The organism is Pseudomonas sp. AC252 (genome assembly GCF_979258105.1).
Map to the genome: position 1 here is coordinate 485,243 of NZ_OZ409837.1, position 19,428 is coordinate 504,670.

The 19,428-nt window shown below is 60.5% G+C and carries 19 protein-coding genes; 6 read left to right on the plus strand and 13 right to left on the minus strand.

Translation table 11 applies throughout. The annotated features are described in order from the left end of the window. The first annotated feature begins 163 nt into the window (after positions 1-163). Together ACZZZ4_RS02310 and ACZZZ4_RS02315 are read left to right on the plus strand one after the other, a co-directional pair. On the plus strand, positions 164-1,108 hold the full coding sequence (locus tag ACZZZ4_RS02310; RefSeq protein ID WP_463547168.1) for an alpha/beta hydrolase: 945 nt from the start codon (positions 164-166) through the stop codon (positions 1,106-1,108). 43 nt (positions 1,109-1,151) lie between these two features. Further along, on the plus strand, positions 1,152-1,622 hold the full coding sequence (locus ACZZZ4_RS02315; RefSeq protein WP_003227420.1) for a MaoC family dehydratase: 471 nt from the start codon (positions 1,152-1,154) through the stop codon (positions 1,620-1,622). A 137-nt stretch (positions 1,623-1,759) separates the two neighbouring features. Here ACZZZ4_RS02315 and ACZZZ4_RS02320 read toward each other — a convergent pair whose 3' ends face one another. Beyond that, entirely contained in the window at positions 1,760-2,227 is a 468-nt protein-coding gene (locus tag ACZZZ4_RS02320) for a ferritin-like domain-containing protein (RefSeq protein WP_016773542.1), read from the minus strand. 206 nt (positions 2,228-2,433) lie between these two features. On the opposite strand from ACZZZ4_RS02320, the gene ACZZZ4_RS02325 reads away from it, so the two are divergent. The 3 genes from ACZZZ4_RS02325 to ACZZZ4_RS02335 all read left to right on the plus strand — a co-directional run bounded on the left by ACZZZ4_RS02325 (position 2,434) and on the right by ACZZZ4_RS02335 (position 4,479). Continuing rightward, positions 2,434-2,670 carry a DUF3820 family protein gene (locus ACZZZ4_RS02325; protein ID WP_003227425.1) on the plus strand — a complete coding sequence of 79 codons (237 nt, stop codon included), beginning with the start codon at positions 2,434-2,436 and terminating at the stop codon, positions 2,668-2,670. A gap of 30 nt (positions 2,671-2,700) precedes the next feature. Beyond that, on the plus strand, positions 2,701-3,882 hold the full coding sequence (locus ACZZZ4_RS02330; protein ID WP_463547169.1) for an aminotransferase class V-fold PLP-dependent enzyme: 1,182 nt from the start codon (positions 2,701-2,703) through the stop codon (positions 3,880-3,882). 207 nt (positions 3,883-4,089) lie between these two features. After that, on the plus strand, positions 4,090-4,479 hold the full coding sequence (locus tag ACZZZ4_RS02335) for a hypothetical protein (RefSeq protein WP_463547170.1): 390 nt from the start codon (positions 4,090-4,092) through the stop codon (positions 4,477-4,479). Positions 4,480-4,626: 147 nt separating this feature from the next. Here ACZZZ4_RS02335 and ACZZZ4_RS02340 read toward each other — a convergent pair whose 3' ends face one another. Genes ACZZZ4_RS02340 through zwf form a run of 3 tightly spaced genes read right to left on the minus strand, consistent with a single transcriptional unit; the run spans position 4,627 to position 7,476 of the window. After that, entirely contained in the window at positions 4,627-5,292 is a 666-nt protein-coding gene (locus ACZZZ4_RS02340; RefSeq protein WP_016773539.1) for a bifunctional 4-hydroxy-2-oxoglutarate aldolase/2-dehydro-3-deoxy-phosphogluconate aldolase, read from the minus strand. 17 nt (positions 5,293-5,309) lie between these two features. Further along, entirely contained in the window at positions 5,310-6,023 is a 714-nt protein-coding gene (gene pgl / locus ACZZZ4_RS02345; RefSeq protein WP_463547171.1) for a 6-phosphogluconolactonase, read from the minus strand. After that, positions 6,010-7,476 (minus strand): glucose-6-phosphate dehydrogenase, encoded by a 1,467-nt coding sequence (gene zwf, locus ACZZZ4_RS02350; protein ID WP_093099054.1) that lies wholly within the window; start codon positions 7,474-7,476, stop codon positions 6,010-6,012. Before zwf ends, pgl begins: the two co-directional genes overlap by 14 nt. Before the next feature lie 226 nt (positions 7,477-7,702). Here zwf and ACZZZ4_RS02355 point away from each other — a divergent pair, with 226 nt between their 5' ends. Continuing rightward, positions 7,703-8,563: a MurR/RpiR family transcriptional regulator gene (locus ACZZZ4_RS02355; RefSeq protein WP_169842436.1), complete on the plus strand. Its 861-nt coding sequence runs from the start codon at positions 7,703-7,705 to the stop codon at positions 8,561-8,563. A 122-nt stretch (positions 8,564-8,685) separates the two neighbouring features. Here ACZZZ4_RS02355 and ACZZZ4_RS02360 read toward each other — a convergent pair whose 3' ends face one another. From ACZZZ4_RS02360 to ACZZZ4_RS02400, 9 genes are all read right to left on the minus strand, one after another. Beyond that, positions 8,686-9,540, minus strand: a complete 855-nt coding sequence (locus tag ACZZZ4_RS02360; RefSeq protein WP_463547172.1) for a D-hexose-6-phosphate mutarotase — start codon at positions 9,538-9,540, stop codon at positions 8,686-8,688. 113 nt (positions 9,541-9,653) lie between these two features. Further along, the gene (locus ACZZZ4_RS02365; protein WP_463538641.1) at positions 9,654-11,003 is read right to left on the minus strand and encodes a carbohydrate porin; all 1,350 of its coding nucleotides are present in this window, start codon (positions 11,001-11,003) and stop codon (positions 9,654-9,656) included. 194 nt (positions 11,004-11,197) lie between these two features. Beyond that, positions 11,198-12,358: an ABC transporter ATP-binding protein gene (locus tag ACZZZ4_RS02370; protein WP_039758113.1), complete on the minus strand. Its 1,161-nt coding sequence runs from the start codon at positions 12,356-12,358 to the stop codon at positions 11,198-11,200. Positions 12,359-12,360: 2 nt separating this feature from the next. Then, positions 12,361-13,206, minus strand: coding sequence for a carbohydrate ABC transporter permease (locus ACZZZ4_RS02375; protein ID WP_039758116.1), 846 nt, complete (start codon positions 13,204-13,206; stop codon positions 12,361-12,363). Then, entirely contained in the window at positions 13,199-14,107 is a 909-nt protein-coding gene (locus ACZZZ4_RS02380; protein ID WP_042607263.1) for a carbohydrate ABC transporter permease, read from the minus strand. Before ACZZZ4_RS02380 ends, ACZZZ4_RS02375 begins: the two co-directional genes overlap by 8 nt. 119 nt (positions 14,108-14,226) lie before the next feature. Next, positions 14,227-15,528 carry an ABC transporter substrate-binding protein gene (locus ACZZZ4_RS02385; protein WP_024014061.1) on the minus strand — a complete coding sequence of 434 codons (1,302 nt, stop codon included), beginning with the start codon at positions 15,526-15,528 and terminating at the stop codon, positions 14,227-14,229. A 118-nt stretch (positions 15,529-15,646) separates the two neighbouring features. Next, positions 15,647-16,906 carry a D-mannose isomerase gene (locus ACZZZ4_RS02390; protein WP_463547173.1) on the minus strand — a complete coding sequence of 420 codons (1,260 nt, stop codon included), beginning with the start codon at positions 16,904-16,906 and terminating at the stop codon, positions 15,647-15,649. Positions 16,907-17,138: 232 nt separating this feature from the next. Further along, positions 17,139-18,608: an ATP-binding protein gene (locus ACZZZ4_RS02395; protein WP_039758121.1), complete on the minus strand. Its 1,470-nt coding sequence runs from the start codon at positions 18,606-18,608 to the stop codon at positions 17,139-17,141. Next, positions 18,598-19,329 carry a response regulator gene (locus ACZZZ4_RS02400; protein WP_039758123.1) on the minus strand — a complete coding sequence of 244 codons (732 nt, stop codon included), beginning with the start codon at positions 19,327-19,329 and terminating at the stop codon, positions 18,598-18,600. The genes ACZZZ4_RS02395 and ACZZZ4_RS02400 overlap by 11 nt, the downstream gene beginning before the upstream one ends. Between the last annotated feature and the right edge of the window lie 99 nt (positions 19,330-19,428).

A 19,428-nucleotide genomic window follows, 5' to 3' on the forward strand; every position in this document is an offset into this window, starting at 1 on the left:
ATTGAAGGCGAAAAGCACAAAGCGGAGCTTCACGGACACTAGCAGCTATGGCCATTGAGGCAAATATGAGGCAAGCCCTCATTGATCCCGTGAATCTTCCTGCCGTGGCGTGAGCTGATCAGACGCGCTATACACTGTGGCGATGCTGAGCAAAGGAATCGCCATGACCCACGACACCTTCTGGCTGGACGCGAGTGACCGCAGCCGCCTGTACGTCAACCGCTGGCTGCCGGCCACGCCATTGAAAGCGGTGATTCTGCTGGCCCACGGTATGGCCGAACACAGCGCTCGATACGCCCGCCTCGCCGACACGTTTTGCGACAAAGACTATGGCGTGTACGCCCCGGATCTGCGCGGCCATGGCCACACCGCCGACAACGGCACCCTCGGCCATTTCGCCGATGACGATGGCTGGTGCAAGGTGGTTGGCGATCTGGCCAGCCTCAACCAGCACATCGGCCAGCAACATCCCGGCGTGCCGATCATCCTGCTCGGCCACAGCATGGGCAGCTACATCGCCCAGGCCTATCTGCTGCACCACAGCGCCAGTCTGCACGGGGCGATTCTCAGCGGTTCGAATTTCCAGCCAGTGGCGCTGTATCGCGCCGCCCGGCAGATTGCCCGCCTGGAAAAACTGCGGCAGGGCGGCAAGGGCCGCAGTGCATTGATCGAGTGGCTGTCGTTCGGCTCGTTCAACAATAAATTCAAACCCGTGCGCACCCGTTTTGACTGGCTGAGCCGCGATCCGGTCGAGGTCGACAAGTACGCCGCCGACCCGTTGTGCGGCTTTCGCTGCACCAATCAGCTGTGGATCGACCTGCTCGGCGGCTTGCAGCAAATCAGCAAAGCGTCCAATCTCGCGCAGATCGATCCGGGCCTGCCGCTGCTGGTAATCGGCGGCGAATGTGATCCGGTGAGCGAGGGCAAGCGTCTGACTGATCTGGCCAATGCCTTGCGCAGGGCCGGCAGCCAGCACCTGCAACTGAAGATCTACCCACAGGCCCGGCACGAATTGTTCAATGAAAGCAATCGCGACGAAGTGACCGCCGATGTGCTCGCCTGGATCGACCAGGCCCTGAGCCACCGGCGCCCACAGCGCAGCGAATAATTTTTTGTGGATTCACTGAAATCCGTCACAGGAAACGAAACCGATGACTCAGGTTACCAACATCCCTTACGAAGCCCTTGAAGTCGGCCAGACCGCCAGCTACAGCAAGACTGTCGAAGAGCGCGACATTCAGCTGTTCGCCGCGATGTCGGGCGACCACAACCCGGTGCACCTGGACGCCGAATTCGCCGCCGCCAGCATGTTCAAGGAGCGCATTGCTCACGGTATGTTCAGCGGTGCGCTGATCAGCGCCGCCGTTGCCTGCGAGCTGCCTGGGCCGGGCACCATTTATATCGGTCAGCAGATGAGCTTTCAGAAGCCAGTGAAGATCGGCGACACGCTGACCGTGCGCCTGGAGATTCTGGAGAAACTGCCGAAATTCCGCGTGCGCATTGCCACGCGCGTATTCAATCAGCGTGATGAGTTGGTAGTGGATGGCGAGGCGGAAATTCTCGCGCCGCGCAAACAGCAGACGGTGACGTTGCCGACATTGCCGGCGATCAGTATCGGTTGATCGAAAAGATCGCAGCCTTCGGCAGCTCCTACTTTGCAATGCATCCCTGTAGCTGCCGCAGGCTGCGATCTTTTGCTTTCCAGACGAGCATAAAAAAACGCCAGACATGCTGGCGTTTTTTTTCAGCCGGCTAACTCTTACGAGTTCGCACGAGCCTGGTTACGCAGGGCTTTCACCTGGTCGTGGTTGCGTTGTACGCCGTGGTACTGACGCTCAACCAGATCCTTGATGCCCACCAGATTGTGCTTGTTGATCTTCTCGATCGCTTCACGATAAGCCTTCAGCGCATGGTCTTCACCGCGCTCGGCTTCGTTCAGCACAGCCTCTTCGTCTTTACCGGTGAACATGGATTTCACGTCTACCCAACGACGGTGCAGATCACCGGCAACGCTGGTCGAAGTTTCCGGATCACCGCCCAGCGAACGCACTTGGGCCTGCAGCTCGGCTGCTGCGGTAGCGCAATCGGCGGAACGCTGCACGAACAGGGTTTTCAGTTCTGGGTGCTTGATGTCTTCGGCGCAAGTCTTGAACCCTTCCTGACCGTCCTTGCAGGTTTCAATCAGGTCGTTGAGTACAGAGATGGCTTCTTTATTCATGTCGGTCATTTTTCAATTCCTTGCGATGGGTTGAAGATGCAAGGAATATTGCAGCGTGCGTGCCAGCTTCGCTTCAAGCAATAAGTCCTTTAATTTCAATATGTTATAAAAGATTGAACCATCTGTATGCTGGTTTTTTGCATGATCTGTCATTTGGCCTGCATGCAGAATGCCTGTATTTTCCAGGCTGTTATGTGAATGAATGAAGCGTGCTGATGAATCCGGAAAAACTCGAACTGCTGATCACCCGGGAGATGCCTTTCGGCAAGTACAAAGGGCGGATCATTGCCGACCTGCCTGGCCCCTATCTGAACTGGTTCGCCCGTGAAGGCTTTCCCCACGGCGAACTCGGTGGCCTGCTGGCGCTGATGCAGGAGATCGACCACAACGGCCTGTCCGACCTGCTCGAGCCGTTACGCGCCAAACACGGCAAACCCGCCCCGCGCCACTGACGCGCCCTCCTTTCTTGAGCCTTGCCGACCATGCCTGACAACACCCGCCGCGCCCGTGACGAAGCCTTCTGGCAGACATTCGCCGACCGATACGATGTTCAGCCCGGCCCGGTCAATCTGGAGAACGGTTACTTCGGACGCATGTCGCGCACGGTGATCGAGGAGTACCAGCGCAACATTGAGCTGATCAATACCAGCAACTCGGTTTATGCGCGCCAGCGCTTCGAACAGCACGACAACCTTGAGATCCGCGCGCAACTGGCCGAGCTGATTGGAGTGCGCGCGCAAAGCGTAGCCCTGACGCGCAACGCCACCGACGGCCTGCAATCGCTGATCCGCAATTACAATCGCCTGCAACCGGGCGATCAGGTGCTGATCTGCGACCTCGAGTACGACACGGTCAAAGGCGCCATGCGCTGGCTGGCGAAACACCGTGGCGTTGAGGTCATCGAGATTACCCACCACCATCCGGCCAGTTTCGACAGCCTGCTGGAAACCTACCGCGAGGCTTTTGTCAGCCATCCGAAACTCAAACTGATGGCCCTGACCCACGTCACTCACCGCACTGGCCTGGTCATGCCAGTGCAGGCGATCGCCGCATTGGCCAAAGAGCATGGCATCGACATCATCCTCGATGGCGCTCACGCCCTCGGCCAGATCGAATTCGATCTGCAAGCCTTGGGCATCGCGTTCGCCGGTTACAACCTGCATAAGTGGATAGGCGCGCCTCTGACGCTTGGCTTCATTTACATCGCCCCGCAGCGCCTGGCCGACATCGATCCGGACATGGGCGAGATGCATTATCCGGTCACCGACATTCGCGCGCGCACCTCGTACAGCACGCCGAACATCCCGGCGCTGATGACCTTGCCGCTGGTGTTCGAAGAACACGACGCCCTCGGCGGTGCGGCCGCCAAAAGCGCACGCCTGAATTACCTGCGCAACCTGTGGGTCAGCGCCGTGCGGTACCTGCCGGGCATCGAGGTGCTGACGCCTGACGACCCGCAACTGTATTGCGCGATCACCGCGCTGCGTTTCACCCGGCATGCCGATCAACAGGTCATGGCCGAACGCTTGCTCAGCGAATTCAACCTGTTCACCGTGGTGCGCACCGGCGCCGCGTGCGGACCGTGCATTCGCATCACCCCCGGGCTGACCACCACGGCTGGCGAGATGGAACAGTTGGTGCGGGCGCTGGACCAACTGCGCTAGAACGGCGCACCGGAGTTTTTCGTAGCCTTCGAGACCCAGCTGCGACGACACGGCGAAGGTATCGATGCCGAGGGTCTGGCAGGCGAAGGCACCGTCTTCGAGTTCTCCGCCGGCAATTGGCTGCAACATCAGTCGCAAAGCGTCTTTGGCGGGAGCTACACAGCCGCAGCGGCCGGGCAAGTGCAAAGTACCGGCCCAGGCCTCATGGTGAGACTGCGCACCTGCTTCGTCGCCGGGAATGAATACGTTCAGGTTCAGGCAAGAACTGCCGGGCGCCGGTTGATCCGGATAGACACTGGTGAAACGGACGATGCCGTGGCTGTCGGTCGATTGACTGCCGCCCAGGCTGATGTCGCCATCGACACGCTGTTGGATGCGCACCAGCGCGCCGATGACCGGCTCGCTGGTCATCGCATCGACCAGCGACAGACGCAGGATCAGCGGCAGACCTTCGACACCCTGACTGATATTGCGCACCTCGGGCTGGGCTGCAGGCCGATCGGCGCGACCAGGGAATGGCGGCTTCGGTTGATAAGGAAATTGTGGCGTAGGGGTCAGAGACTGAAGGTCGTCCATGAAGCGTTCTCTCTTCCATAAGATGAACGCAGGTTAACCCCGTGATAAAGCCAGCGTGCGGTAACTATGTATCGCGGCGTGTACAGGCACTTTTTTCAGCGCAAAAAAGGTGCGCCGACCAAGCGCACCATAAAGCCGTAAAGCACACAACGAAGTGTCAGGTAACAATCAGTCCAGCAGCGCCAGGGCCTCGGCGGTGCATTCCTGAATGCGCGCCCAGTCGCCGTTCTTGATCCACTCCGGATCAAGCATCCAGCTACCGCCCACGCACATGACGTTTTTCAGCGCCATGTAGCTCTTGATATTGGCCGGGCCGACGCCACCAGTCGGGCAGAATTTCACTTCACCGAACGGGCCTCCAAGGGCCTTGATTGCCGCCACGCCACCGCTGACTTCCGCCGGGAACAGCTTGAAGCGGCGATAGCCCAGGCCGTAGCCCTCCATGATCCCCGAGGCGTTGCTGATGCCCGGCAACAGCGGAATCGGGCTGTCGACGCTGGCTTCGAGCAGGTCGCGGGTGATACCCGGGGTGACGATGAATTGCGAGCCTGCCGCTTCCGCCGCTGCGAGCATGTTGCGATCGAGTACGGTGCCGGCACCGGTCATCAGTTCCGGGCGCTGTTCGCGCAGGATCTGAATGGCCTTGAGGCCGAACTGCGAACGCAGGGTCACTTCCAGCGCGGTCAGGCCACCGGCGGCGAGCGCGTCGGCCAGCGGCAGCACATCCTGTTCACGGGCGATGGTGATCACCGGCAGGATCCGCGCCTTGGCGCAGAGGCTGTCGATCAGGGCAACTTTGTCCGCCATGGAAACGGTCGGGGATGGGGTTGTCATAGCGGCTGTTCCTTGGCTCATGGGCACCAGTAAATCTCTAACGTAGGTTGCAGAAACGCGCGCACCGGCATGGCCGCGACGTCATCGGATGCCAGCGCGGCATTCAGGGTGGTCAGTTTCGATTGACCGGAAATCGACAGGATCTTGTGCCGGGCCGAGGCCAGCAGCGCGCGGCTCATGGTCAGGCGCTGCCGCGGCACGCTGGGCGCCAGCATCGGCCAGCAACGGCGCGTGCCATCGGCTTGCAGGGCTTCGGTGAGGTTCGGGCTGTCGGGGAACAGCGACGCGGTGTGGCCGTCATCGCCCATGCCCAGCACCAGTACGTCGATCGGCGGCAACTCGGCGAGCAAACGGTCAGCCTGCTCGGCGGCCTGCTCAACGTTGGCTGCCGCGCTGTAGAGACTGAGAAATTGCGCCTTGGCTGCCGGGCCCTTAAGCAGGTATTGCTTGAGCAGGCCGGCATTGCTGTCGGCGTGCTCGACCGGCACCCAGCGCTCGTCGGCAAGGGTCACGACGACTTTCGACCAGTCCAGCTCCTGCTTGGCCAGGTGCTGGAAAAACGCTACCGGGCTGCGCCCGCCGGACACCACCAGTACCGCGTTGCCGCGCGCCGCAATGGCGTCGCTCAGTTGCTTGGCAACGTTCAGCGCCAGGCCTTCGGCGAGCAGCACCGGGCTGTTGAATTCGCGGGCAGTCACGCCCGCCGGCAGTTGCACATCAGATATCGCCATACCACGACCTCCCGTCCCGCGTGATCAAAGCAATGGAGCTCATCGGCCCCCACGACCCGGCCGCATACGGCTTGGGCGCGTCACCGGATTTCTTCCACCCGGCGATCAGCTGGTCACACCACTTCCACGCGGCTTCGATTTCATCTTTACGGACAAACAGGTTCTGATTGCCGTTCATCACTTCCAGCAACAACCGCTCGTAGGCATCGGGAATCCGCGCGCTACGCCAGGTGTCGGAGAAATTCAGTTGCAGCGGCCCGCTGCGCAGTTGCATGCCTTTATCCAGGCCCTGCTCTTTGGTCATCACGCGCAAGGAAATGCCTTCGTCCGGCTGCAGCCGGATGATCAGTTTGTTGCTTATCTGCAGGCGCTGCTCCGGAGCGAAGATGTAGTGCGACGGTTCCTTGAAGTGGATGACGATCTGCGACAGCTTCTGCGGCATGCGCTTGCCGGTACGCAGGTAGAACGGCACGCCGGCCCAGCGCCAGTTGCGGATGTCGGCACGCAAAGCAACGAAGGTTTCGGTGTCGCTCTGGGTATTGGAATTCGGTTCTTCGAGGTAACCGGGGACGGATTTACCTTCGCTGTGGCCGGCGATGTACTGGCCGCGCACGACTTGCGTGGTCAGGCCTTCCGGGCTGATCGGCGCGAGTGCCTTGAGCACTTTTACCTTTTCGTCACGGATGCTGTCGGCGGACAGGTCGGCCGGCGGATCCATGGCAATCAGGCAGAGCAGCTGCAGCAGGTGATTCTGGATCATGTCGCGCAGTTGGCCGGCCTTGTCGAAATAGCCCCAGCGGCCTTCGATGCCGACCTTCTCGGCGACGGTGATTTCCACGTGGGAAATGTAGTTCTGGTTCCACTGGGTTTCGAACAGGCTGTTGGCGAAACGCAGGGCGATCAGGTTCTGAACGGTCTCTTTGCCCAGATAGTGGTCGATGCGGTAGGTGCGGTCTTCCGGGAAGAACTGCGCGACGGCGTCGTTGACCTTGCGCGACGACTCCAGGTCAGAGCCGATCGGTTTTTCCAGCACCACGCGGGTGTTCTCGGCCAGACCGACTTTCTCAAGGTTTTCGCAGATTGCGCCGTACACCGCTGCCGGCGTGGCGAAGTAGGCAATCATGCGCTGGCTGCTGCCGGCCATTTCTGCCAGCGCTACATAATCTTCAGCCTTGAGGAAGTCGACGTGCAGGTAAGTCAGGCGCGCGAGAAAACGCTCGGCCACGGTTTCGTTCAGCTCTTTGCCGACGTAGCGGCGCAGTTCGGCGGCGATGAACGCCATGTGTTGCTGCTCGCTGCCGGCTTCACGGGCCAGCGCGATAATGCGCGTGTCCTCGTGCAACAGGTCAGCGCCATCGAGGTGATAAAGGGCAGGAAACAGCTTGCGCAGGGCGAGATCGCCAAGGGCGCCGAACAAGGCAAAGGTGCACGGTTCAACCGTAATCGAAGGCATGATGTTTGTTCTTTTATCAAGTTAAGCTACAAATACCTTTTTTCAAGGCATCACTCAAGGGAAAATGTAGTAATAACTACAACATTTTCGCAAAATACAGATTCCGAGTGGTGGACCCTCGGACGCATCAGTAGGATAGGCCACCGTTACGGGCCATATCAAAGGCCCAATTTGCATAGCCCGGCGCACCTTTGCGTCGGTGAATCAGGAATTCCATATGGACCGCGTGCGAAATTTACTGGAACAGATCCAGAGTCGCCTTGAAGAGCTGAACAAGGCCGAACGTAAGGTCGCCGAGGTGATCCTGCTCAACCCGCAGCAGGCCACCCGCTTCAGCATCGCCGCCCTCGCCCAGGCCGCTTCGGTGAGCGAGCCGACGGTCAACCGTTTCTGCCGTTCGTTCGGTGTCAGCGGTTACCCCGAGCTCAAGCTGCAATTGGCGCAGAGCCTGGCCAGTGGCGCGGCGTATGTCAGCCGTGCGGTTGAAGCCGATGACAATCCCGAGGCCTACACGCAGAAGATTTTCGGCAGCGCCATCGCCTCGCTGGACAGCGCGTGTCAGGCACTCGACCCGAACCTGATCAGCCGCGCCGTCGACCTGCTGATCCAGGCACGGCAGATCCATTTCTTCGGCCTCGGCGCTTCAGCCCCGGTGGCGCTCGATGCGCAGCACAAGTTCTTCCGCTTCAACCTTGCGGTCACCGCGCATGCCGATGTGCTGATGCAGCGGATGATTGCTTCGGTGGCGCACACCGGTGAGCTGTTCGTGATCATTTCCTACACCGGCCGCACCCGCGAGCTGGTGGAAGTGGCACGGATCGCTCGGGAGAACGGTGCTTCAGTGCTGGGCCTGACGGCGGAGAATTCGCCGCTGGCCAAGGCGAGTACCTTGAGCCTGAATATTCCGTTGCCGGAAGACACCGACATTTATATGCCGATGACCTCGCGGATCATTCAGTTGACGGTGCTGGATGTGTTGGCGACGGGAATGACCCTGCGCCGTGGCGTGGATTTCCAGCCGCATCTGCGCAAGATCAAAGAGAGCCTGAATGCCAGCCGGTATCCGGTTGGGGATGAGTTCAACTGATCTCTGTCGGCTGATCGTTCCCACGCTCTGCGTGGGAATGCCTCAAGGGACGCTCCGCGTTCCGGCTCCGAAAGGGACGCAGAGCGTCCCGGGCTGCATTCCCACGCAGAGCGTGGGAACGATCAAGCCGCCGCCCACGCCTGCAAACTCAAATGCGCCTTCTCCCCCGGCGCCAGGTGCAGACTGTCGGTGCCACCCGCCGCCGCTTCCACGCAGACAAATTCGGAAATCTCGTCCCAGCTCACCCCCAGCAACGGCCGCGCGCCGGGATGCCAGACGACGGTGTCGCCGCTGTCACCAGTATCGATGCACAACTCGCGTTGCCAAGCGTGATCCTTGAGCTGCAATTCGCCGTCATGCTGGAACACTCGCTGACAACCACCATCGACGCGCAACTCGCCTTCCTGCTGGCAAACCTGACGATTCAACTGATCATAACCCTGCGCACCTTCGAGGCCAGACAGCGCTATCTCGCCGACATCGCCAATACGCCAGTAAGCGTGCAAAGCCTGGCTCAACTGGCACGGCATGTCGTCTTGATGCTCGGTACTCAGGCGTAATTCCATGCGTTCGCCCAAATGCGCGTGCAGGTCGACCTGCCAATCGCACAGCTGCAATTGCCAGTGCAGGCGCACGCCGTCTTCGGCGCTGCTGCTGTCGAGCAACTTCCAGTCGAGCAATCGCGCCCAACCGTGCGACGGCCACGCATTTTCGCTTGGATGACGGCCATACCAAGGCCAGCACACCGGCACCCCACCACGAATCGCGCCGACATGCGGCCACTTCGCCGCGCACCACAACCACGGTTTTTGCCCACGCGGCTGAAAGTGCAGCAATTGCGCCCCCTGCCGACTGAACACCGCCTGACACAACGGATGATCGATCACCAACACGTCGCGCATCTGACAGCGCTCCCAGGCGAACACCGGTCGCTCGCGCAGGGATTTGAAGAAGCGTTGCAGCGGATGCTCATGCATTGGCCACGATTCCGAATTCAACTTTCATGGGCTGCGCAGACCCTCCAAAAAAAGCGGACAGCCTGGGCTGTCCGCAAATATGCGCACATAGAGAGGAGCTTATCGCAGACGCGTCAGAACGTTGACTGAATTTTCAGGCCAGCGACCAAAGCGTTATCGACTTCATCCACACCGCCCGGATGGGTGATGTATTGCAGGTTGGGACGCACGGTCAGCCAGTTGGTGACGTGGAAGCCGTAGTTGAGCTCGTAGTTGTATTCGGTTTCACGAATCGGCGAGAACGCGGCGTTGTCGTAATCGGACACACCGTTGGCAGCGTTCAGCAGTTCAGCGTTGCGCTTGACGTCCTTGTTGACGTGGATACGCGCTGCGCCGATCCCGATGTCATCCTTCGGACGCGCATCGAACGGGCCTTTGTAGACAAACATCACCGACTGGTAGTTGTCGATGAAGTTGGTGTCCTTGTCGTGGAAGGTCGCGTTGGCGGCGATGTTCAGACCGCGAGTCGCATCACCGTTGTGGCTGGTGAGTTGCTGCTGCGCGACGAACCAGTAACCGCTTTTGCTGTTGTGCGATTTGTAGGCGTCACCGGTGGTCGCCGCGTCGAAACCGTTGACGTCTTCGCGAACGTCGTCGGCATCGGCCGTGCTCTTGTAGTAACCGACGCGGTATTCGCCCGGCAGGCTGTTGACCTTCGGCGACCAGACCAATTCAACCGGCAGAACGGTACCCTTGGTGCCACTGCCGCTGAGCTTGAAGCCGTTGCCGTGTTCCAGCTGCGACGGGTTCTGGTTGTACGCACCGATCTGCGCGTAGAGCTCGTCGTTGATGTTGTACTTCACGCGGATCGCGGCCTGGCTGACTGGCCAGTTGTACCAGATGTTGGTTGCCCAGTTACCCACTTGCGAACCGCAGAACGCGAGGTTCTGGAAATCGCACGGGAAGGTGTTGAAGTCTTCGCCTTCGCCGAAATAACCGGCCTTGACGTCGAGCTTGTTGTCGAAGAACTGGTGCTGGATCCACAACTGGGTCAAACGCACCATATGGCCACGGCCGTAGACTTCCTGCGAGGAGCTGAGGGTGCCGGCACGTGGATCACCAACGCGGTCGTTGGAGATGTTGTAGCCGTTACGGTTGGTCAGCTGGATCTTCGCTTGCGTGTTGTCCCAGCCCCACAGTTTCTGCAGATCGAGGGCCACGCCGAGGCCAAACTGGTCGCTGTAGCGGCCGGTCTTGTCGTCGTCATAACCACCGTGCAGGTTGGCGCCCATCTCGCCAACGTAGTCGGCCTTGATGTCGATACCCTGCTCGATCAGCTTGGTGCGCTCGCCGCCCCAGTCGCCGGTCATCCATTTGGAGTCGGAGCTGAACGCATCCGCCGCCATCGCATTACCGGCCAGCACCAGTGCAGCTGCCGCAGAAACCTGGCAGATCAACCGGGCATTGACGTGTTTCTTTTTCATCCCTACATCCTCGTCTTTATTGTTATTAACTGTTTTTATCTAACGCGGTTTACATAAAGTGCGACGAATGACAGGCCATTCACCGCGTTTGCCCTTGTGGGAGCGGGCTTGCTCGCGAATGCGGAGTGTCAGTCAATACATGTGTTGCCTGACACTCCGCATTCGCGAGCAAGCCCGCTCCCACATTTTGTACTTCAGCGGCCTTTGAACTGCGCCACATTTGCCGACCGGGTTTCGCTCTGCACCTGGCCCGCAACGCCCAGACGCTCACCGGTGTTGGCATCAAACAACAACACTTTCGACGGATCGAACTGCAGCGTCAGGCTTTCGCCCACCTGCGGTGCCACGTCCGGCGCCAGTCGGCAGCAGACCTTGGTGTCATTCAGGTTGACGAAGACCAGCGTGTCCGGACCGGTCGGCTCAGTGACCTGCACTTCAGCGCGGATGCTCGGCAGACCATTGCCCTCGCCGTTCGCCAGACAGATCTGCTCCGGGCGCAGGCCGAGGATCACTTCGCGATCTTCAAGCCCGGCGTCCTGCATGCTCATCGGCAATTCGCAACGCGCCTGGCCGCTGTCGAGCAGCGCCAGCAGACGACCGTCCTTGCGCTGCAAACGCAGGGGGATGAAGTTCATCGGCGGCGAACCGATGAAGCTCGCCACGAACAGGTTCGCCGGATCGTTATAGATGTCTTTCGGCGTACCGAACTGCTGAATGATGCCGTCCTTCATCACCGCGACTTTATCGCCCAGGGTCATCGCTTCGATCTGGTCGTGGGTCACGTAGACCGTGGTGGTTTTCAGGCGCTGGTGCATCAGTTTCATTTCGGTGCGCATCTCGACGCGCAGCTTGGCGTCGAGGTTGGACAGCGGTTCGTCGAACAGGTAGATCTTCGGCCGCCGCGCCAGAGCACGGCCCATCGCCACGCGCTGTTGCTGACCACCGGAGAGCTGGCCCGGCTTGCGATTGAGCAGGTGTTCGATCTGCAACAGCTTGGCCACGCGGGCGACTTCTTCGTCGATCGCTGCCTGCGGCATCTTGCGGATCTTCAGGCCGAACTCGATGTTCTCGCGCACGCTCATGGTCGGATACAGCGCGTAGGACTGGAACACCATGGCGATGTCGCGATCCTTGGGGCTCATGCCGCTGACGTCCTGGTCACCGATCATGATCGCGCCGCCGGTGATGGTTTCCAGCCCGGCGATGCAGTTCATCAAGGTCGATTTGCCGCAGCCCGACGGGCCGACGAGGATCAGGAATTCACCGTCCTTGATCGACAGTTCGATGTTCTTCAGGGTGTCCGGCAGGCCGGCCCCGTAGGTCTTGTTTACGTTGCGAAGTTCAAGCGTAGCCATGATTACCCCTTGACCGCGCCGGCCGTCAGCCCGCGCACGAAATACTTGCCTGCGACCACATAGACCAGCAGGGTCGGCAGGCCGGCGATCATCGCCGCTGCCATATCCACGTTGTATTCCTTGGCGCCGGTGCTGGTGTTGACCAGGTTATTGAGCGCCACGGTGATCGGTTGCGAATCACCGCTGGAGAACACCACCCCGAAGAGAAAGTCATTCCAGATCTGGGTGAACTGCCAGATCAGGCAGACCATGATGATCGGCGTCGACATCGGCAGAATGATGCGGCGGAAAATCGTGAAGAACCCCGCGCCATCCAGACGCGCAGCCTTGACCAGCGCATCGGGAATGCTCACGTAGTAGTTGCGGAAGAACAGCGTGGTGAACGCCAGACCGTAGACCACGTGCACGAACACCAGGCCGGTGGTGGTGCTCGCCAGGCCCATCTTGCCGAGGGTGAACGAGGCCGGCAGCAGCACGGTCTGGAACGGCAGGAAGCAGCCGAACAGCAGCAGACCGAAGAACAACTGCGAACCACGGAAGCGCCACATCGACAGCACGTAACCGTTCAACGCACCGATGGCGGTGGAAATGATTACCGCCGGAACGGTGATCTTGATCGAGTTCCAGAAGTAGCCGTCAACCGTGGCCCAGGCCTTGACCCAGCCGATGCCGCTGACCACGGTCGGCCAGCTCAACAGGTTGCCGGTGCTGATGTCTTCCGGGGTCTTGAAGCTGGTCAGCAACATGACCACCAGCGGCACCAGATAGAGGAACACCGCGAGGATCAGCACCGCGTAGATCGCGATGCGGCTCAAGCTGATGGCGGGTTTGGCAGCGAGACTAGTCATTACGCTTGGTCCTCAGCTCGGAGTACAGGTAAGGCACGATGATCGCGAGGATCGCACCGAGCATCAGAATCGCACTGGCCGAGCCCATGCCCATCTGGCCGCGACTGAAGGTGAAGGAATACATGAACATCGCTGGCAGGTCGGAGGAATAACCCGGGCCGCCGGCGGTCATTGCCGCAACGAGGTCGAAGCTCTTGATCGCGATGTGCGCCAGGATCATCACCGCACTGAAGAACACCGGACGCAGGCTTGGCAGCACGACTTTCCAGTAGATGCGCGGCATGCTCGCGCCGTCGATCTGCGCCGCGCGGATGATCGATTGATCGACGCCACGCAGGCCGGCGAGGAACATCGCCATGATGAAGCCCGAGGCTTGCCACACAGCGGCGATCACCAGGCAGTAGACCACGCGATCGGGGTCGATCAGCCAGTCCAGACGGAAGCCTTCCCAGCCCCAGTCACGCAACAATTTGTCCAGGCCCATGCCCGGGTTGAGCAGCCATTTCCACGCGGTACCGGTGACGATCATCGAGAGCGCCATCGGGTACAGATAAATGGTGCGGATGAAGCCTTCGCGACGGATGCGCTGGTCGAGGAAGACCGCCAGCAACACGCCGATCACCAGGGTGATGCCGATGAACATGCCGCCGAACACGGCGAGGTTCTTGCTCGCCACCCACCAGCGATCGTTGTCGAACAACCGCGCGTATTGCGCCAGGCCGGCCCACTTGTAGTTGGGCAGGAAGGTCGAGGTGGTGAACGACAGAATGAACGTCCACAGGATGTAGCCATAGAAGCCCACCAGCACGATGAACATGCTCGGCGCCAGCACCAGTTTTGGCAGCCAGCGTTGCAATGCATCGAACGGCGAGGCCTTGCTGAACACAGCAACAGAACTCATGAGCAAATCCAGAAAAGAAAGAGAAGAACAGCTGCAAGCTGCAAGCTACAAGACCAGCAGCGCGCAAGCCTTTAACTTGCAGCTTGAAGCTTGAAGCTTGCAGCTCGCCGTCAAGGCGCCTATTTGGCCGACTGAACCGCCGCGCCGAGTTTCTTCGCCGCATCGGCCGGGTCGGCTTTCGGGTCGTTGATGTAGTTGGTGACTACGTCAAAGAACGCGCCTTGCACGGCCAGCGTGGTCGCCATGTTGTGCGCCATGCTTGGTTGCAGGCCGCCGGACTTGGCGTCCGCGAGGAAGTCCTTGGCAGCGGTCTGTGCGCAGGAGTCGAAGCCGAGCTTGTCCATGTTGTTCAACATGTCGTTGCGCACCGGGATCGAGCCTTTGTTGATGCTGAAGACTTTCTGGAAGTTCTCACCCAGCACGACTTTGGCGATGTCCTGCTGACCGGCCGCCGTGCCGGCGTCCTTCTGCTTGAACACGGCCAGCGAGTCGATGTTGTAGGTGAACGCCTTGTCAGTGCCCGGGAACGCTACGCACTCGTAGTCCTTGCCGGCGACTTTCTTGGCGGCGGTCCATTCGGACTTGGCCCAGTCACCCATGATTTGCATGCCGGCCTTGCCGTTGATGACCTTGGCCGCTTCGAGGTTCCAATCCTGGCCTTTGCCGTCAGCGTCCATGTAGGTCGCGACTTTCTTCAGCTCAGTGAGCGCCTTGACCATTTCCGGGCCGGTCAGCGCTTTGTTGTCGAGGTCGACCAGGGCTTTCTTGTAGCCGTCCACGCCCATGACCGAGAGCACCACCGCTTCGAACACGGTGCTGTCCTGCCAAGGCTGACCGCCGTGGGCCAGCGGAATGAAGCCCGCGGCTTTCAGCTTGTCGCCGGCGGCGTAGAACTCTTCGAGGGTGGTTGGATTCTTGGTGATGCCGGCTTTCTTGAAGACTTCCGGGTTGATCCACAGCCAGTTCACACGGTGAATGTTCACCGGCACGGCCACGTAATCACCGTCGTACTTCACGGTGTCGGAGACTTTCTTGTCGAGCAGGCTGTCCCATTTTTCCGACTTGGCGACATCTTTCAAAACGTCGGTGTCGAGCAGACCGGTCGATGCCCATTCCTGGATGTCCGGGCCTTTGATCTGCGCGACGCCAGGCGGGTTGCCGGCAACGGCGCGGCTCTTCAGTACGGTCATGGCAGTCGCACCGCCACCCCCGGCGACAGCGCCGTCTTTCCAGGTGAAACCGTCTTTTTCGACTTGGGCCTTGAGCACATCAACAGCGGCTTTTTCGCCACCGGAAGTCCACCAGTGCACGACTTCGACCGAACCTTTGGAGTCGGCAGCGGAGACACTGAGCGGCAGGATTGCGAGCGGGAACAGGGAGGCGACAGAAATGACAGTAGCGAGGCGAGAAATCGCATTCATTCGAAATGTACCTTTCTTGTTGTTATGCATTGCAAGTCTGGTGCTTGCGCTGCACGGAGTTTAAACAGAGCGTTTCGCTTCGCAGGTAACGAAGGGACGCGTAAATGTCACGACATGGTTACACAGGAACAGGCCGCGACAACTGCGCCAAAGCCGTGGCCATGCTTGGCGCCAGCGGTAATCGTGGAATCAGCACAGCCTGCCAGGCGTGATACAGATCGGGCTTGCCCGGCCAGATATCGGCACTCGGCACATTCTGCGGATTGAGTTCGTGATGCCAGCTGCCGTTGCAGCGGTCGATGAAATTCGTCTCGCAGAATTCCCAGAACAGTCGGTACCAGGTTTCGTATTGCGCGTCGCCGGTGCGCTTGAGCAAAGCGCTGGCGGCGGCGCTGGCTTCGGCATGCGTCCAGTGCAGGCGATGGCGAACCACGGCTTGGTTATTCCAGTCGAGGGTGTAGACGATGCCCGGCGCGCCATCGACATCCCATCCGTGGCGGCAATTGTTTTCGAAGAGTTTTTGCGCATCCACGGCCAGCCAGCCGGGCGTGAGCATGCCGGCTTGCACCCGTGCGGCCTCAAGGTGCAGGAGCAAGCGCGCCCATTCGAAACCGTGGCCCGGCGTGGTGCCGTAAGGACGGAAACCGTCAGCGGGGTTGTCGTGGTTGTATTCGCGCAGCGGCTGCCAGTCGCGATCGAAGTGTTCGATGACCATGTAATCGTTGGCCGCAGCGTGACCATGAATCACTCGCTCGACGATGCGCTGGGCGCGCACCAGCCAGCGCGGGTCTTCAGTGACATCAGCCAGCGCAAGGAACGCTTCGGTCGCGTGCATGTTGCTGTTGGCGCCGCGATAGGCTTCCTCTTCGCTCCAGTCGCGATTGAAGAATTCGCGCATGGCGCCCTCTTCTTCGCTCCAGAAATAAGTGTCGATGATGTCGATTGCGTCATCGAGCAGGGCTTGAGCGCCGGGCCGTTGTGCGACCACGGCGGAGCTGGCGGCGAGCGCGACAAAGGCGTGCAGGTAGGCGTTCTTGCCGGTGTTGTCGTCGCGGTGTTCGGCCACCGCAAACCAGCCGCCGTGCAACGCATCACGCAGTGGCCCGCGCAACGCGGCGATACCGTGGTCGACCAGCTCGGCAAACCCCGGCAGGCCCTGAATGTGGGCCATGGCGAAGCTGTGGGTCATGCGCGCGGTGTTCATGGTTTCGGCTTGCGCGTGCGCCGGCAAACGGCCGCGCTCGTCGAGATTGCCGAAACCTTCGGGCAACTTCGCCGCCTTGGCGAAATCCAGCAGACGCAGGCCTTCGGCGGCGAGCCATTGCTGGTGGGCAGGGGCATTCAGCCAAGTGCTGAAGTCTGGGTGAAAGGTGTCCATGGCGTGACCCTTTTTTGTTGTTAGGACTGCGGGCAGTCTAAACAACGGGCCGGGGCGGGCTTGTAACGAAGGGGACGGGGTTTGTCACTGGCCTGTGACATTTGGATTGATGCGGCTTCGCGAGCAGGCTCGCTCCCACATTCAACTATGTTTCTGCAGGTGGAATGCAGTCACTGTGGGAGCGACGGTGCGACGATTCGACCTGCTCGCGAAGAACGATAACGCGGTCTGACTAATCAACACTGCGCGGCAACTGCAACGTCACCCGCAACCCACCCTCACGCAGATTCTGCAGCGTCACCTCGCCGCCATGGCTGTGGGCAATATTGCGCGCGATACCCAGACCCAGTCCGTAGCCCTGCTGTTGCCCCGCCAAACGGAAATGCGGTTCGAACACTTGCTCCAACCGCTGCTGCGGTACGCCCGGCCCTTCATCGTCGACGTGCAGAACAAAGGCGCTGTCATCGTCATCGATGTGCAGATGCGCGTTCTGCCCGTACTTCAAGGCGTTGTCGATCAGGTTGCCGATGCAGCGCTTGAGCGCCAGCGGTTTGCCCGGGTACGCCGACAGCGCGCGGCCATGTTGAGTGACGCGGCCATTGCCGTTCGGCGCCAGGTAAGGCTCGACCAGACAATCGAGCACATGATTGAGATCCACCGGCTCGATGTTCTCATGGATGTCGGTGTCCTTGACGCATTGCAGCGCGCCTTTGACCAGCAGCTCCAGCTCATCCAGATCGCGGCCGAACTTGGCTTGCAGCTGTTCATCTTCGAGCAGTTCGACGCGCAAGCGCAGGCGCGTGATCGGCGTGCGCAGGTCGTGGGAAATCGCGCTGAACAACTGGCTGCGTTCGGTCAGGTAGCGGCTGATGCGTTCGCGCATGGTATTGAACGCTCGGCCTACCTCCACCACTTCACTGCCGCCGCCCTCCGCCACCGGCTCGACGTCGGCGCCCAGCGACAGATCCCGCGCCGCCCGCGCCAGGCGCTTGAGCGGCCGGCTCTGCCAGTGCACCAGCAGGCCGATGAACAACAGCAAGAAGCCACTGGTGAGGACGATAAACCACACCTGCTGCGCTGGCAGGCCTTGCTCTTCGAGACTGGTGTAGGGCTCGGGCAGCAACGAGGCGATGTACAGCCACTCGCCCGGCGCCATCTGAATTTGCGTGACCAGCACCGGCGGATTCACCGGCTCCAGGGTCAGCGCGTAATGCGCCCAGGAGCGCGGCAGCTCATCAAGTTTCAGCCCGGCGTTGAAAATCCGCAGGTCTTCGGGACTGACGAAGGTCACCGAAATGTCCGTGTCATGACCGAGGGACTGGCGCAGCACTTCGTCCACTGCTTGCATCACCGCAGCCTTGCGCGGCGTCACCGGCAGCACGTCCATGCCCAGCGGCTTGTCATTGAGCGTCACGACAAATCGGGTACCGCCCATGCTGCGCAATTGATCGAGCACCAGCGGCCGATAGGCCACCGGCAAGGAACGGAAATAGCTGACGCTGGCGGTCATCGAATGCGCCAGGCTGCGGGCACTGGTGACCAGGCCTTCGAGCTGGGTGGCGCGCAGTTGCGAGACCCAGATCACGCTCGACAGCGTCTGCGCGAACAGCACCGCCAGCAGGGTCAGCAGCAACATTCGCCCGAGCAGTGAGCGCGGCACCGGCACGCGGCTGGCGAACTTGCGCAGCGCTTCAGTGAGCATTGCCGGCAACCACATTGGCTGCCAACTGATAACCGCTGCCGCGCACGGTGCGGATCAGCCGTGGCGGTTTCTCGGTGTCGCGCAGGCGTTGGCGCAAACGGCTGACGGCCATGTCGACGATGCGATCGAGCGGCATCAGATCGCGGCCACGGGTGGCGTTGCCGATGGTGTCGCGGTCGAGGATTTGCTGCGGGTGGTCGAGGAACAGTTTCAGCAAAGCAAAATCGGCGCCGGAAAGAATCACTTCCTCGCCGTCGGTGTGGAACAGCCGATGACTGACCGTGTCCAGGCGCCAGTCGTCGAAAGCCAACACTTCACTGCCGCTGCGTTCGTGGGCGAACTGTGCCCGGCGCAGCAGGGCCTTGATCCGCGCTTGCAGTTCGCGCGGGCTGAACGGCTTGCCGAGATAGTCATCGGCGCCAAGCTCCAGACCGATCACCCGGTCGGCTTCGTCGGAACTGGCGGTCAGCATGATGATCGGCACCTGCGCCTGACGCGGATGCTGGCGCACCCAGCGGCACAGGCTGAAACCGTCTTCGTCGGGCAGCATCACATCGAGGATCACCAGATCGCTCGGCGCCTCGTTGAGGGCCTGACGAAAACCGGCACCATCGGCGGTGGCACGCACCTGAAACCCGGCGCGGGTCAGGTAGGTTTCCAGCAACTCGCGTATTTCCTGGTCGTCATCGACCAACAATATCGACTTGTTGACTGAGCTCACTTCGAAGGCATCCTTGTTGTTGGAGTTGGGGCGGATTATGCCTGATGAAGCCTCGAATTTTGTTGTCGATCGTTCCCACGCTCCGCGTGGGAATGCCTC

Bases quoted from the DNA above. Each gene is read 5' to 3' on its own strand.
- ACZZZ4_RS02310 (WP_463547168.1), top strand. From the start codon at position 164: ATGACCCACGACACCTTCTGGCTGGACGCGAGTGACCGCAGCCGCCTG.
- ACZZZ4_RS02315 (WP_003227420.1), top strand. From the start codon at position 1,152: ATGACTCAGGTTACCAACATCCCTTACGAAGCCCTTGAAGTCGGCCAG.
- ACZZZ4_RS02320 (WP_016773542.1), bottom strand. From the start codon at position 2,227: ATGACCGACATGAATAAAGAAGCCATCTCTGTACTCAACGACCTGATT.
- ACZZZ4_RS02325 (WP_003227425.1), top strand. From the start codon at position 2,434: ATGAATCCGGAAAAACTCGAACTGCTGATCACCCGGGAGATGCCTTTC.
- ACZZZ4_RS02330 (WP_463547169.1), top strand. From the start codon at position 2,701: ATGCCTGACAACACCCGCCGCGCCCGTGACGAAGCCTTCTGGCAGACA.
- ACZZZ4_RS02340 (WP_016773539.1), bottom strand. From the start codon at position 5,292: ATGACAACCCCATCCCCGACCGTTTCCATGGCGGACAAAGTTGCCCTG.
- pgl (WP_463547171.1), bottom strand. From the start codon at position 6,023: ATGGCGATATCTGATGTGCAACTGCCGGCGGGCGTGACTGCCCGCGAA.
- zwf (WP_093099054.1), bottom strand. From the start codon at position 7,476: ATGCCTTCGATTACGGTTGAACCGTGCACCTTTGCCTTGTTCGGCGCC.
- ACZZZ4_RS02360 (WP_463547172.1), bottom strand. From the start codon at position 9,540: ATGCATGAGCATCCGCTGCAACGCTTCTTCAAATCCCTGCGCGAGCGA.
- ACZZZ4_RS02365 (WP_463538641.1), bottom strand. From the start codon at position 11,003: ATGAAAAAGAAACACGTCAATGCCCGGTTGATCTGCCAGGTTTCTGCG.
- ACZZZ4_RS02370 (WP_039758113.1), bottom strand. From the start codon at position 12,358: ATGGCTACGCTTGAACTTCGCAACGTAAACAAGACCTACGGGGCCGGC.
- ACZZZ4_RS02375 (WP_039758116.1), bottom strand. From the start codon at position 13,206: ATGACTAGTCTCGCTGCCAAACCCGCCATCAGCTTGAGCCGCATCGCG.
- ACZZZ4_RS02380 (WP_042607263.1), bottom strand. From the start codon at position 14,107: ATGAGTTCTGTTGCTGTGTTCAGCAAGGCCTCGCCGTTCGATGCATTG.
- ACZZZ4_RS02385 (WP_024014061.1), bottom strand. From the start codon at position 15,528: ATGAATGCGATTTCTCGCCTCGCTACTGTCATTTCTGTCGCCTCCCTG.
- ACZZZ4_RS02390 (WP_463547173.1), bottom strand. From the start codon at position 16,906: ATGGACACCTTTCACCCAGACTTCAGCACTTGGCTGAATGCCCCTGCC.
- ACZZZ4_RS02395 (WP_039758121.1), bottom strand. From the start codon at position 18,608: ATGCTCACTGAAGCGCTGCGCAAGTTCGCCAGCCGCGTGCCGGTGCCG.